This is a genomic window from Chromobacterium sp. Rain0013 (assembly GCF_015291765.1).
GTDB lineage: Bacteria > Pseudomonadota > Gammaproteobacteria > Burkholderiales > Chromobacteriaceae > Chromobacterium > Chromobacterium haemolyticum.
In genome coordinates this window covers 936,261-950,755 of sequence record NZ_CP031514.1, presented here as the reverse complement: position 1 = coordinate 950,755, position 14,495 = coordinate 936,261, and the positions used below count along the sequence as shown (strand labels likewise).

Below are 14,495 nucleotides of genomic sequence, written 5' to 3'. Positions count from 1 at the left end.
CATTCAGGTCAGAAGGCCAGGCCCAGGCTGAGGTTCCAGCGGATTTTGCCGTCGCGCTCCGCCTTGGCGAAGTCAAAGGCCAGCGGGGCCACGGGGCTCATCCAGCGCACCCCAACGCCGTTGGCGCGCTCCACCTGGAAGCCCTTCCAGCTCTGGCTGGCGTTGCCGGCGTCGGTGAACAGGGCCAGATACCAGTCCGGCTTGATCGGGATTTGATACTCCAGGCTGCCGGTGGCCACCACGCGGCCGCCCAGCACCGAGCCGTTGGGGCCCGGCAGGCCCAGGCTCTGGTAATCGTAGCCGCGCACGCTGTTGGCGCCGCCGGCGCGGAACAGGATGGAGGACGGCACCGCATCCTTGTCGTTGGCCCACACTTGGCCCAATTCCAGCCGGCCGACGAAGGTGCCGTACTTGGGGAACGGCGACCAGTAAGCAACGGTGCGGGCGTAGCCGCGCACATAGGAGGTTGAGGACAGCGCGCTGCCGACCGTGCCGGAAAGCTGAAAGTCCAGCAAGACGCCGGAGCGCGGCCGCATCAGATCGTCCACCGCGCGCTGGGTCCAGCCGTAGACCAGCTGCAAGGCGCGGGTGTCCTTGTTAGACACGCCGCCGGCCTCCTCGCTTTCCATCAGGTACTGCAGGCCGAGGCGCGCCTCGATATTGCCGCGAGTACGGGTACGCCAGCCGCCCACATCGCTGCTGCGGGTTTTCAGGCCCTGCACGTCGTCGGTCTTGAAAGCGCTGGTGATGGAGTGGGAATAGCCGTCGGACTGGCGCGGAAAGCCCAGACCCAACGACAGCGATTGCTGGTTTTTCTTCCAGTTGGTCACCAGCGAGCCGGTGTAGCCGCGGCGGAAGATATTGTAATGGTCGTAGCCGACGCGCACGCCGGGGCCGTCGCCGGAGTCGTAGATCAAGCCCAGCTCAAGCTTCTGGCGCGGCATTTCGGTGACGTCCACTTCCACCGGCACCCGGTGGGTCTCCGGGTCGATACGGGCCATGTCGGCGCTGACCACCACATTGGAGAAATGCGGCGCCTGCTCCAGCGCCGACTGGTAATCAAAAATTTTCTGCAGCCGGTAGGCGGTGCCGGGGGAGAAATCCGCCAAGCCGGTGGCGATCTTTTCCGGATAACGCTTCATGCCTTTGACAGTGATGTCGCCGAACAGGATCACCGGCCCGCTGTCGATGTCCACCACCAGCTGCGCGCGGCGGGTGGCCGGATCGATTTCCGCCACGCTTTTGCTGATCTGCGCTCTGGGGAAGCGGTCGGCGGTGATCAGACGCATCACCGCGCGCTTGCTGCCGTCCCAGTCGGATTGCCGATAAGGCGCGCCCATCGGCAGAGACCAGGCCTCGAGCACCGCGGCGAAGCGTTGCTGGAAATCGCCTTCGTCGCGTATCGGCCCGTTCAGGCGGATGGTGACGTCGTCGATCAGCGTGGGTTGGCCGGGCTTGACCTCGATCACGTACTGCCGGGGGCTTTCTTCGCGCACATTGACGCGCGCGTCGAAGTAACCCTCGGTCTCCAGCAGCTTGCGCGCATCCTCCGGGGTGCTCCGCACCAGTTCGGCCAGCAGCGTTTCGTCCATTTCTTCTTCCAGACGGCTGGTGACCAATTCCAGATTGTCTTGCAGCAAGCCGGCCAGGCCGGAAGGCGCGTCGACGCGCACGCTGTAATCCAGCTTGGCCCAGACGGGCGTCGCCGACAGCAATAAGATCAATGAAATGAGCAGGCGGGAGCTTGGCATGGTCCGATTCGTTTAGTGTCGAGGCCATGGTAACGAAACTTGCGGCGGCTGGCGAGAAGCGGCTGGGCGGCTTCAAAATCGCGCGGACAGGCCGGTGTTTTATTAAACCAAAAGCTTAATTTATATTCAATTTGAATTTATAAAACGGCGCGTAGGCATTCGTTTTGCTCATCGCAAGCCGGCCACACGCGCCATTTAGGCGCAATGAGGTATGACTGGCCGCGCCGGCAATAGTTTTACCCTCAGCGGTTTTTATAGCGCCGGCTCAAAATGGTCGGGCGCATAAAAAAAGGGCAAACCCGGAGGTTCGCCCTTTTCCTTGCCGAGCCGCGCTTACTTCTTGCGCTGCGGCGGCAAATCCGTGCAAGTGCCGTGCGCCACTTCCGCCGCCATGCCGATGGACTCGCCCATGGTGGGATGCGGGTGGATGGTCTTGCCGATATCGGTGGCGTCGCAGCCCATTTCAATGGCCAGGCACACTTCGCCTATCATGTCGCCGGCATGCGGACCGACGATGCCGCCGCCGATGATCTGGTGGCTTTCCGCGTCGAAGATCAGCTTGGTGAAGCCCTCGTCGCGGCCATTGGCGATGGCGCGGCCGGAGGCGGCCCACGGGAACACGCCCTTCTCGATCTTCAGGCCTTGCTTCTTGGCTTCGTCCTCGGTGACGCCGACCCAAGCCACTTCGGGATCGGTGTAAGCCACGCCCGGGATCACGCGCGCGTCGAAGTAGGACTTCTGGCCGGCGCAGTTTTCCGCCGCCACATGGCCTTCATGCACGCCCTTGTGCGCCAGCATCGGCTGGCCGACGATGTCGCCGATGGCGAAGATGTGCGGCACATTGGTGCGCTGCTGTTTGTCCACCGGGATGAAGCCGCGATCGGTCACCGCGATGCCGGCGTTCTCGGCGCCGATCAGCTTGCCGTTGGGCGCGCGGCCGGTGGCGTACAGCACCAGGTCGTAGCGTTGCGGTTCTTTCGGGGCTTGATCGCCTTCGAAAGTCACCCACACGCCGTCGTCCTTGGGTTCCACGGCCACGGTCTTGGTGTTCAGCATGATGTTGTCGAAACGATGGGCGTTCCACTTCTGCCAAACCTTGACCAGGTCGCGGTCCGCGCCCTGCATCAGGCCGTCCATCATTTCCACCACGTCCAGGCGCGCGCCCAGCGTGGAGTAGACGGTGCCCATTTCCAGGCCGATGATGCCGCCGCCGATGATCAGCATGCGGTTGGCCACGCCCTTCAGCTCCAGCGCGCCGGTGGAGTCCACCACGCGCGGATCGTCCGGAATGAACGGCAGCTTCACCACGCGGGAACCGGCGGCGATGATGGCGTTCTTGAATTTGACGATTTTCTTCTCGCCGCTCTCTTCGCGGCCCTTGCCAGTGGTGGCGGACACTTCGATGTGGTGCGGGTCGATGAAACGGCCGTTACCGCGCACGATCTCCACCTTGCGCGCCTTGGCCATGCCGGCGAGGCCGCCGGTCAGCTTGGCGATGACCTTTTCCTTGTAGCCGCGCAGCATGTCGATGTCCACTTCCGGCTTGCCGAACTTGATGCCGTTGGCGGCCAGATGGCTGACTTCGTCGATCACCGCCGCATTGTGCAGCAGCGCCTTGGACGGGATGCAGCCCACGTTCAGGCAGACGCCGCCCAGGGTGGAATAGCGCTCGACGATGACCACTTTCAGGCCCAGGTCGGCCGCGCGGAAGGCGGCGGAATAACCGCCGGGACCGCCGCCCAACACCATCACGTCGCATTCGATGTCGGCGCCGCCGCTATGGCTGGCGGCGACCGGAGCGGCCTGCGGCGCGAAGCCGGCCTGGGTGGTGGCGGACGCGACGCCGGTGGTTTCCACCGGCTTCACTTCAGCCGGAGCCGCGGCGGCTGCGCCGGCGGCTTCTACTATCACGATCACATCGCCTTCGGAGACTTTGCCGCCCACGGCGACGCGCACTTCCTTGACGGTGCCGGCGGCTTCGGCCGGCACTTCCATCGTGGCCTTGTCGGTTTCCAGCGTGATCAGGCTGGCTTCTTTCGCGATCACGTCGCCCGGCTTGACGAAGACTTCGATCACGTCCACGTTGTTGTGGCCGCCGATGTCCGGGACTTTCAGTTCAATCAGATTGCTCATGGTTTTCCATCCGCAACGTAAGGCGGAAGCCCGGAGGCCTCCGCCGATATTCAGCAGAATCGTTCGCTTGAGCGGCGCGCTCCGGCTAGACCGGAGCGGCCGTTCTGCTGGCGATTACAGAATCAGGCGGCGCACGTCGGACAGCAGCTTGCCCAGATGCACGGTGAAGCGCGCGGCGGCGGCGCCGTCGATCACGCGGTGATCGAAGGACAGCGACAGCGGGCACATCAGGCGCGGCGCGAATTCCTTACCGTTCCACACCGGCTTGATCTGCGACTTGCAGACGCCGAGGATGGCCACTTCCGGCGCGTTCACGATAGGCGTGAAGCTGGTGCCGCCAATGCCGCCCAGGCTGGAGATGGTGAAGGTCGCGCCCTGCATGTCGGTGGGCTTGAGCTTGCCTTCGCGGGCTAGCTTGGACAGGTCGGTCAGTTCCTGAGCGATCTGGCGCAGGCCCTTCTTGTCCGCGTCCTTGATCACCGGCACCACCAGGCCATTAGGCGTGTCGGCCGCGAAGCCGATGTGGTAATACTGCTTCAGCACCAGGTTGTCGCCGTCCAGCGAGCTGTTGAAGGTCGGGAAGGCCTTCAGCGCTTCGGCGGCCGCCTTGATGATGAAGGCCAGCGGGCTGATCTTCAGGCCGGACTTTTCCCACTCCTTGCCCACGGTCTTGCGGAAGTCTTCCAGCTCGGTGATATCGCACTCATCGTTGAAGGTTACGTGCGGGATCATCACCCAGTTGCGCGACAGATTGGCGCCGGAAATCTTCTGGATGCGGGACAGCGGCTTGGTTTCGATCGGGCCGAACTTGGCGAAATCGACTTTCGGCCACGGCAACAGGTCCAGACCCGCGCCGGAGCCCGCCGGCGCGGCGGCCGGGGCCAGCGAGGCCGGGTTCTGCATCACGCCCTTGACGAAGGCTTTGACGTCGTCTTCCGTGATGCGGCCCTTGCGGCCATTGCCCTTGACCTTGCCCAGATCCACGCCCAGTTCGCGCGCCAGACGGCGCACGGACGGACCGGCGTGGGCCTTGGAGAAGGCGATTTCGTCGATGGCGGCGGCCACGGCCGCGGCGACCGGTGCCACGGCGGGTGCGGCGGGTGCGGCGGGTGCGGCGGCTGCCGGGGCCGGTGCGGCCGGGGCTGCTGCCGGAGCCGGCGCGGCGGCTACCGGGGCGGAGGCCGCTGCGACAGCGCCTTCCACCACCACGATCAGATCGCCTTCGCTGACCTTGTCGCCCACTTTCACTTTGACTTCCACCACGCGGCCGGCGGCGGAGGCCGGCACTTCCATGGTGGCCTTGTCGGTTTCCAGCGTGATCAGGCTGTCGTCGACGGCGATGTCATCGCCGACCTTGACTGTGACTTCAATCACGTCGACGCCATTGTGACCGCCAATGTCCGGCACGCGGATTTCACTGCGGCCGGAGGCCGCGGGCGCTGCGGCTGCGGCTGCGGCTGCCGCTGGAGCCGGAGCCGCTGCAGGCGCGGCTGCGGGAGCCGGGGCTGCGGCCGCCGGGGCCGGTGCGGACGCAGCGGCGCCCACTTCCAGGATGGCGATCACGTCGCCTTCGGAAATCTTGCCGCCGACGACGGCTTTGACTTCCTTGATCACACCCGCGGTTTCCGCCGGCACTTCCATGGTGGCCTTGTCGGTTTCCAGCGTGATCAGGCTGTCGTCCACGGACACGGTCTGGCCCGGGACGATGAATACTTCGATGATGTCTACATTGCTGTGACCGCCGATGTCGGGCACTTTCAATTCGATCAGATTGCTCATGAGCTTTCCATTCGTAAGGCGGAAGCCCCTTTCGGGGCCTGCCGCCGGATATCCGCTACAGATTCGCTTGCCATGCAAAGGCGGAAGGCCCCGGCCTGAACCGGGGCTTCCGCTTTGCGATTACACTTTCCAGCTAGGCAGCTTGTCGGTCTTGATGCCGTACTTGGCGATCGCCTCGGCCACCTTGGACGCTTCGATCTTGCCGTCGCGCGCCAGAGCGGACAGCGCCGCCAGAGCCACGTGGTAGCGATCCACCTCGAAGAAGGAGCGCAGGTTGGCGCGGCTGTCGGAGCGGCCGAAGCCGTCGGTGCCCAGCACCACGTAACGGCCCGGAACGTATTCGCGGATCTGATCGGCGTAGTTGCGGATGTAGTCGGTTGCGGCCACGACCGGACCTTGACGGCCGGACAGTTGCTGCGCCACGTAGGAGGCGCGCGCTTCGGCGGTCGGGTTCAGCAGGTTGTGACGCTCGGCTTCCATGCCGTCGCGGCGCAGCTGGTTGAAGGAGGTCACGCTCCAGATGTCGGCGCCAATGCCGAAATCAGCCTTCAGCAAGTCGGCAGCGGCCATCACTTCGCGCAGGATGGTGCCGGAGCCCATCAGCTGCACCTTGACCTTGGCGTCGCCGCCGTCCTGCAGCAGGTACATGCCCTTCAGGATGCCCTCTTCCGCGCCCGCCGGCATGGCCGGATGAACGTAGTTTTCGTTCATCAGGGTCAGGTAGTAGAAGACGTCTTCCTGCTCGGCGTACATGCGGCGCAGGCCGTCCTGCACAATCACCGCCAGCTCATAAGCGAAGGTCGGGTCGTAGCTGATGCAGTTCGGAATCAGGCCGGCCTGGATGTGGCTGTGACCGTCTTCGTGCTGCAGGCCCTCGCCGTTCAACGTGGTGCGGCCGGCGGTGCCGCCCAGCAGGAAACCGCGGGCGCGCATGTCGCCGGCGGCCCAGGCCAGATCGCCGATGCGCTGGAAGCCGAACATCGAGTAGTAGATGTAGAACGGAATCATCGGCTGGCTGCTGTTGGCGTAGCTGGTCGCCGCGGCGATCCAGTCGGCCATCGCGCCCGGCTCGTTGATGCCTTCCTGCAGGATCTGGCCGTCCTTGGATTCCTTGTAGAACATCAGTTGGTCATGATCCTGCGGCACGTAGTTCTGACCCTGGGTGGACCAGATGCCGTACTGGCGGAACATGCCTTCCATGCCGAAGGTACGGGATTCGTCCGGCACGATCGGAACCACGCGCTGACCAATGTTCTTGTCCTTCATGATGGTGCCCAGCATGCGGACGAAGGCCATCGTGGTGGAGAACTCGCGATCGCCGGACGCTTGCAGCTGCGCGTCGAACACGGACAGTTCCGGCGTTTGCAGCGGGGTGGTCACCGGCTTGCGCGCCGGCAGGTAGCCGCCCAGCGCTGCGCGGCGTTCACGCATGTACTTCATTTCCGGGCTGTCTTCGGCCGGCAGATAGTACGGCACGTTCGGCAGCTCTTCGTCGGACACCGGAATGCCGAAGCGATCGCGGAATTTGCGCAGCGAATCCAGATCCATTTTCTTGGCCTGGTGCGCGATGTTCTTGGCTTCGCCGGACGCGCCCATGCCGTAACCCTTGATGGTCTTGGCCAGAATCACGGTCGGACGGCCGTTGGCGTTGTTGGACGCCTCGTGGTAAGCGGCGTACACCTTGTGCGGATCATGGCCGCCGCGGTTCAGCGCCCAGATCTCGTCGTCGGACATATTGGCGACCATTTCGCGCAGCTCCGGGTATTTGCCGAAGAAGTGTTCGCGAACGTAAGCGCCGTCCTTGGATTTGAAGGTCTGGTAATCGCCGTCCACGCACTCGTCCATGCGCTTCTTCAGCAAGCCCTTGGTGTCCATCGCCAGCAGCGGATCCCAACGCGAGCCCCAGATCACTTTCAGGACGTTCCAGCCGGAACCGCGGAAATCGCCTTCCAGTTCCTGGATGATCTTGCCGTTGCCGCGCACCGGGCCGTCCAGACGCTGCAGGTTGCAGTTGATCACGAAGATCAGGTTGTCCAGGCCTTCGCGGGACGCCATCGAAATCGCGCCCAGGGATTCCGGCTCGTCCATCTCGCCGTCGCCGCAGAAACACCACACTTTGCGACCCGGAGTCTTGGCCAGACCGCGGCTTTCCAGATACTTGAGGAAGCGGGCCTGGTAGATGGCCATCAAGGGGCCCAGGCCCATCGAGACGGTCGGGAACTGCCAGAAGTCCTTCATCAGCCACGGGTGCGGGTAAGAGGACAGACCGTTGCCGTCCACTTCCTGACGGAAGCTGTCCAGCTGCTCCGCGGACAGGCGGCCTTCCATGAAGGCGCGTGCGTACACGCCCGGGGAAATATGGCCCTGGAAGTAGATCAGATCGCCGTCTTGCTCATCGTTCTGAGCGCGCCAGAAGTGGTTGAAGCCCACATCGTACAGAGTGGCGGAGGATTGGAAGGAGGCGATGTGGCCGCCCAGTTCCAAGTCCTTCTTGCCGGCGCGCAGCACCAAAGCGGCGGCGTTCCAGCGATTGATCGAGCGAATGCGGTGCTCCAGCTCGTGGTTGCCCGGCGACTTGGCTTCTTTGCCGAGCGGAATGCTGTTCTGGTATGCGGTGGTGGCGTCAAACGGCAGATGGGCGCCGCGGCGGCGGGTGCGCTCGACCAGTTTCTCCAACAGGTAATGCGCGCGCTCCGGGCCTTCGGCGTCCAGCACCGACTCCAGCGCTTCAGTCCATTCCTGGGTTTCCAACGGATCGATATCGTCAGGGAAAGTTGCAGCCATCTCTGGTCCTCACAGCAAGGTGGATCGGGGGCCGTATGTAGCACTGCGCGGCCCCGCGTTATTGCAATTGGCTCGGATTCGAACCAATTTATTAGCTTCAGATTATAAACGAACGCAATCGCAAATAAAAATGTTCATTTACGAAAAGAGCGCCGTGTCTTGAGCAAGTGTACGTCTTCCCGCTTTCACAAAGGAATAGGTCAAGCGTACTAACGCTTGTTTAGGGGCGTAAAACAGCGGTTATTGCGCCGCACCATGTTGTTTTTTTGCGATTTGCTGTCGTAAATTGAAACATTCGTTTCAGTTGCGCGCTTACTTCTTCCTCTCGTCCCTGACCAGCCTATCCAGTTCGCGGATGCGCGCTTCGATTGAGGAACGCAGGTAAAAGTCGTCTCCCTTGGCCTTGCTGGCCAGTTGGAATTGCTCCATCGCCGGCTGATAACGCTGTTCATAATAGAAGGCGTTGCCCAGCGCCGCGTGATAACGCAACGGATCGCGGTCGGCGTACAAACTGGCCTGGCGCCGATACAGGCCCGCGTTGTCCGGATGGCGGCTCAACTGAGTCTTGATCAGACTCAGCGCCCCCTGGCTGTCCCCGCTGGCGACGGCGACGTCGATGTCCAGCAGTTGCAGCGACAAGCTCTGCGGGAAACGGGCCAAAGCGGCGCGCACGGCGTTGCGGGCGGCGGGCCAGTCCTTGCGTTCGCGCTCTATCGCCACTTCCAGCCCCCTCAGCATCGGGTGATCCGGCAGCTTGGTCCGCGCCTTGGCCAGCGCCTGACGCGCGCCGGCGATATCGCGCTGGCGCAGCTTGACCTGAGCCAAGCCATACCACTGCGCGCCCTCGTTCAGATACAGGCCGCGGTCCAACGACGCCTCGTAGTGGCGCAGCCCCTCGTCCGGCGTCAGCGTCGCGGCGCGCAGCTTCTCCCGCACCAGCAGGTAGTCGATGCTGTCCGCGCGCATCTTCACCGGGTAATCCAAGGCGCGGTTTTCCGCTTCGCTGATGCGCTCCAGCGTCACCGGGTGGGTTCGCAGAAAGGCCAGCGCCGCGTTGTCGCTGTAACGCTCGTTCTGCTGCAGCCGCTGGAAAAAGGCCGGCATGCTGCGCACGTCGAAACCGGCCTGGCTCATATACTGCATGCCGACACGGTCGGCTTCGCGTTCGAAATCGCGCGAAAACGCCAGCTGATTGGAAATCGACAGGCCCATGCCGGCGGAAACCACGCCCATCGCGCCCTGGCCGCTGCCGGCCTTGGCCGCCAGCGCCGCGGCGATGATGGTGCCCAACAATAGCAAGGGGCTGGTGGCGCTGCTGGCCGCCTTCATCCGCGCAATGTGGCGCTGGGCGACGTGGGCGGTTTCATGACCCAGCACCGAAGCGAGTTCGCCTTCGCTCTGGGTCGCCAGCAACAGGCCGATATTGATGCCGATATAGCCGCCGGGCATGGCGAAGGCGTTGATGCCGCTGTCGTTGACACAGAAATAGGTGAAACTGACGCCGGGCAGCTTGACGCCGCTGGAGAGCCGCCCGCCGATGTCGTTGAGGTAATCGTTGACTTCCTGATCGTCGACGATGTCTCCCGCCTCCAACATCGCGCGCCAGGCCTGCCGGCCAATGCGGCTTTCATCCGCCAGCGTTAGCGAGGCGTCCGACACCTCGCCCAGATCGGGCAAATCGGCATAACTGACGGACGGGTGCAACAAGCTCAGCGCCAGCACGCCGGCCAGCAAGGTCTGTTTGGTCATCCGGCTATGATAGCCATGATCCGCCCCAAGTTGCATGAGGCGACGCAACATCAACTGTCAAAGAGTATGAGCTTCCCCGCCTCCCCGCCGCGGCGCGGCCAGCGCTTCCCAGGCCGCTTGCGCGCTCAAATGCACGCGGCCGGCAAAGCCGGCCAGCAGGCCGCCGCTCTCCATGCGCTGCGTCACCGGCCCCTTGATCTCGGCCAGATGCAGCGTCACGCCGCGCGCCGCCAGCTCGGCGTCCAGCCGCGCCAGCATCAGCAAGGCGCTGGTATCCACGCGATTGACCGCGCTCATGATCAACACCAGCCGTGTCGCCCCCGCCTGGGCGGCCAGCCGACGCAACACCTCGCCCCGCACCTGGCGGGCGTTGCCGAAAAACAGGCTCTCGTCCACGCGCAAAAACAGCGCGCCGGGCAGGCTCTCGACGGCAAAGCGCAGCCGGTTGCGAAAATGATGGCTGCCCGGCAGCCGGCCCAGCTCGGCGATATGCGGCCGGCTGCTGCGCCACAACATGGCGGCCAGCGACATCAGCACGCCGGCGACAATGCCGGAGTCCACTCCCAGCCACAGCACCAGAATGAAAGTCAGCGCGAAGGCCGCCGCGTCGGCGCGGTCGATTCGCCAGGCCAGCCTCAGGCTGTCGAAACGTATCATGGCGCTGACCGATGCGATGATCATCGCCGCCAGCACCGCCAGCGGCAGCATGGCCAGCGCGCCGGCGGCGAAGCTGGCCAAGAGCATGATGCCCAGGGCGGCCACCACCGAGGCCAGTTGAGTCTGGGCGCCGGCCTCCGCGTTGACCATGGAACGCGTGAGTCCGCCAGTGACCGGAAAACCGCCGGACAGCCCGGCGCCGATATTGCACAGACCCAGCGCCAGCAGCTCCCGGTCCGGATCCACTTCATCTCCGCGGCGCTGCGCCAGCGCCTGGGCCACCGCCAGGCTCTGCACGTAATTGATCAAAGCGATGAAAAAGGCCGGCAGCGCCAACTGCGACCACTGATCCAAACTCAAGCCCGGCCAAGTCGGGGCCGGCAGACCCGGCGGAATCTCGCCCACCACCGGCAAGGCGGACCGCAGACCCAGGCCTGCCACCAGCGCCATGCCCAACAACACCGCCAGCAGCGGCGCCAAACGCAGCCAAAGCTGCCGCGCCGGCCCGCCCAGGCCGCAGCGGCGCAACAACGGCTCGCCCAACCAACGCGCCAACAACAGCATGGCCAGCGCCGCAGCGCCAAACAGCAGCGCCAACGGGTTAAGTCCGTCCACCGCCTTCCACAGCCCGGCCAACAGTTGCGGCAAGGATGCGCCGCCGGCCTGCACGCCCAGCAAGGGGCCCAATTGCGACAGCACAATCAGCAAGGCCGACGCCGAAGTGAAGGCCGCCAGCACCGGCTCGGACAATAGATCGGCGATAAAACCCAGCCGCAGCAGGCCAAGCGCCGCCAGCATCGCCCCGGACAACAGCGCCAGACCGATGGCCAGCGCCAGATAATCGCCCGAGCCCGGTTCGGCCAACCGCGTCAGCGTGGCCGCCACCAATAAGGAAGTCATCGCCATCGGCCCCACCGACTGCGCGTGGCTGCGCCCGGCCAATGCGTAAATCAGCAAGGGGGCGATGCTGGCGTACAGGCCCGCCTGCGCCGGCAAGCCGGCCACCAGCGCATAAGCCAGACCTTGCGGCGCCAGCAACAAGGTCACCACCAGTCCCGCGCCCAGGTCCCCCGGCAAATAGGCGCGCCGATAGCCGCGCAGCCAGCCCGGCAGCCCAAACCTCATCCGCGCCGCTCCCATCGTCCGGCCAGCCACAGGCCGGCCGCCATCGCCGGCAAAAACCAAGCGCTCTGCGGCAACGCCATGCCGCCCAACAGCAAGGCCGGTCCCGGACAGATGCCGGCCAATCCCCAACCAACGCCAAACAAGAGGCTGCCGCCGATTAAGCGGCGCGTCAGCGGCGTCTTGGCCGGCAATTGCGTCGGCTCGCCCAGCAAGGCGCGCGGGCGGCGCTCGGCCAGACGGAACGCCGGCCAGGCCATGGCGACGGCTCCGGCCATCACCAGCGCCAAGCTGGGATCCCAGGCGCTGCCCAGATCCAGAAAAGCCAATACCTTGGCTGGATTACCCATGCCGGACAACAACAAGCCCAGGCCGAACAACAGGCCCGCGCCCGCCATAGACAATAAGCGTTTCCACTCCGCCGTCATCTTCATGCACCCCAATGTCCGAGCACCGCCGCCGTAACGAAACCGGCAAGCATGAAAGCCGCCGTCGCCGCCAGCGAACGAGGCGACTGCCGCGCCAGACCGCAAACGCCGTGGCCGCTGGTGCAGCCGGAGCCTAAGCGCGCGCCGATGCCCACCAACAAGCCGGCAACCAACAAGCGCACGCCGCCGGCTTCCACGCTGACAGCGGGCCATTCCCCAACGCCCAGACGCCACAAGGCCGGCGCCGCCATCAAGCCCAAGAGAAAAACCAGCCGCGCGCGCCAGTCCGCGCGCCCATCCAACAGGCCGGCCGCCATGCCGCTGATGCCGGCAATGCGGCCATGCAGCAAGACCAGCCAGCCCGCCGCCCCTCCGATCAATAACCCGCCCATTAAAGCAGGCCACGGCGTGAAGGCCGCCCAATCCATCGTCATCGCGCCTCTCCCTCGGGCCGGTCGGAGCAAAACAGCGCGTGCAAGGCGTTTAGCAAAGCCAAGGCGTCAGCGCTGGCCACGCTGTAATAAACCCATTTGCCTTCGCGCCGGGTCGCCACCAGGCCTTCATTGCGCAACACACCCAACTGCTGCGACAAGGAGGGCTGTCGGATGCCGGTCAAACGCTCCAGTTCCGACACCGACTTTTCCCCGTCCACCAGTTGGCACAGCAACAGCAGCCTGTCCTCGTTGGCCAGGCCCTTCAACAACAAGGCGGCGCGGCCGGCATTGGCGCGCAGCATGTTCAAATCCATATTCGTTCTCCCGCCGCCGGCATCCGGCGTCGCAAACATTATGTTTTATAATATAATGTAAATCAACTAACTGTTACCGCCGCGCCACACGGCCCACGCGCCGCCACATGGCCTATCAGTCACCATCGCGCCGGGAAAAACTGTTGTAGACTCAAGGCCATGAACCTATTTCCAGCCGCGGCGCCGGCCCGGCCATCCAACGTCATGCCCTCGACTCGACTCCCGCCCGCCCCCAGGCAACTGGTGCACGAACGCGGTATTCCCGCCTTCGGCGTATATCAGGGCATCATTGACCGGCTGGACTGGCGCGCGCTGAAAACCACGCCCTATCAACGACTGACACGCAGGCTGCATCACAAACGCTGGCAATACGCGGCCATTGCCCACCCGGCCTTTTTCATCGGCGTCGCCATCGTCGACGTCGGCTGGACAGGCACCGCCTTCGCCTATCTGTTCGACCGCAAGAGCGGCAAGGTCATCGCCGCCGCCAGCGCCAACGGCCTGCCGGGTTTCTCCACGCAAATAGAAGACCGCGCCTTCGGCGACGCCGCCTTCCAGGCCGGCCGCTGCCGTCTGAGTTTTCGCCGCGACGGCGAACGGCTGGAGCTGGCGGTGGACTCCCCTCAGTTGAAAGTGGCCGCGCATATCCAATTGGCCGACATGCCGCCGGTACTGGCGGTGATTGCGCCGGCCAACTGGCTGGCCCATTCCACCCATAAAAGCGGCGGCCTCAGAATCAGCGGCTTCGCCGACTGCCAAGACCGGCGCTATTCCCTGGACGGAGCGGTAGCCTCGCTGGACTACTCCAACGGCTTGCTGGCGCGGGAAACCCGCTGGCGCTGGGCCAGTGCGCATTCTCTGGAACTGGGTTTCAATCTGCAGCAAGGCTATATGGGCGACACCGAGAACGCCGCCTGGTTGCGAGGCAAGCTGATCCGGCTGGGACCCGTAAGCTTCGATTACCAACCGGACGACCCGCTGCAAGGCTGGCGCATACGCAGCGACAACGGCTTGCTGGACCTGAACTTCGCCCCGGAGGGCGCGCGGCGCGAAGACAAGAACCTGCTGATCGCCGCCAGCCGCTATGTGCAGCCCATCGGCCGCTTCAACGGCCAGATCCAGGATCCGGACAGCGGCGCCGTCCATGTGGTAAGCGACTTACTGGGCGTGACCGAGGACCATCTGTCGCGTTGGTGAACGTAGCCCGCTCGATGCGGCACGCCTGCCGCCTTTCGCCGCCATTAACTGGAGTTCATCGCAATTCTCTGCCGTAACCAGGGAAATCCCTAGTTTGCAAAAACACAAGACCAGCTGGAACAACAGTGGTAGGATGCGCCCGCAACC

At 64.4% G+C, this 14,495-nt stretch carries 10 protein-coding genes; 1 reads left to right on the top strand and 9 read right to left on the bottom strand.

The genetic code is table 11. The annotated features are described in order from the left end of the window. Window positions 1-8 precede the first annotated feature (8 nt). From DXT74_RS04480 to DXT74_RS04440, 9 genes are all read right to left on the bottom strand, one after another. Window positions 9-1,751, bottom strand: coding sequence for an autotransporter assembly complex family protein (locus DXT74_RS04480; RefSeq protein ID WP_194427406.1), 1,743 nt, complete (start codon window positions 1,749-1,751; stop codon window positions 9-11). Between the two features lie 333 nt (window positions 1,752-2,084). Further along, window positions 2,085-3,884, bottom strand: a complete 1,800-nt coding sequence (gene lpdA / locus DXT74_RS04475) for a dihydrolipoyl dehydrogenase (RefSeq protein WP_081554409.1) — start codon at window positions 3,882-3,884, stop codon at window positions 2,085-2,087. A gap of 114 nt (window positions 3,885-3,998) precedes the next feature. Continuing rightward, window positions 3,999-5,663, bottom strand: a complete 1,665-nt coding sequence (aceF, locus tag DXT74_RS04470) for a dihydrolipoyllysine-residue acetyltransferase (protein WP_194427405.1) — start codon at window positions 5,661-5,663, stop codon at window positions 3,999-4,001. A gap of 120 nt (window positions 5,664-5,783) precedes the next feature. After that, window positions 5,784-8,447 carry a pyruvate dehydrogenase (acetyl-transferring), homodimeric type gene (gene aceE, locus DXT74_RS04465; protein ID WP_043589451.1) on the bottom strand — a complete coding sequence of 888 codons (2,664 nt, stop codon included), beginning with the start codon at window positions 8,445-8,447 and terminating at the stop codon, window positions 5,784-5,786. 312 nt (window positions 8,448-8,759) lie between these two features. Continuing rightward, window positions 8,760-10,196 (bottom strand): M48 family metalloprotease, encoded by a 1,437-nt coding sequence (locus tag DXT74_RS04460; protein WP_043636758.1) that lies wholly within the window; start codon window positions 10,194-10,196, stop codon window positions 8,760-8,762. A 57-nt stretch (window positions 10,197-10,253) separates the two neighbouring features. Next, the gene (locus DXT74_RS04455; RefSeq protein WP_194427404.1) at window positions 10,254-11,978 is read right to left on the bottom strand and encodes a SulP family inorganic anion transporter; all 1,725 of its coding nucleotides are present in this window, start codon (window positions 11,976-11,978) and stop codon (window positions 10,254-10,256) included. Then, complete coding sequence (locus DXT74_RS04450) at window positions 11,975-12,409, bottom strand: DUF6691 family protein (protein WP_231138270.1); 435 nt, start codon at window positions 12,407-12,409, stop codon at window positions 11,975-11,977. Before DXT74_RS04450 ends, DXT74_RS04455 begins: the two co-directional genes overlap by 4 nt. Beyond that, a complete protein-coding gene (locus tag DXT74_RS04445; protein ID WP_194427403.1) occupies window positions 12,406-12,837 on the bottom strand; it encodes a YeeE/YedE family protein in 432 nt (143 codons plus the stop codon). Before DXT74_RS04445 ends, DXT74_RS04450 begins: the two co-directional genes overlap by 4 nt. Beyond that, window positions 12,834-13,151, bottom strand: coding sequence for a helix-turn-helix transcriptional regulator (locus tag DXT74_RS04440; protein WP_043636749.1), 318 nt, complete (start codon window positions 13,149-13,151; stop codon window positions 12,834-12,836). The genes DXT74_RS04445 and DXT74_RS04440 overlap by 4 nt, the downstream gene beginning before the upstream one ends. Window positions 13,152-13,310: 159 nt before the next feature. On the opposite strand from DXT74_RS04440, the gene DXT74_RS04435 reads away from it, so the two are divergent. Further along, a complete protein-coding gene (locus tag DXT74_RS04435) occupies window positions 13,311-14,348 on the top strand; it encodes a DUF2804 domain-containing protein (RefSeq protein WP_231138269.1) in 1,038 nt (345 codons plus the stop codon). The last annotated feature ends 147 nt before the right edge of the window (window positions 14,349-14,495 follow it).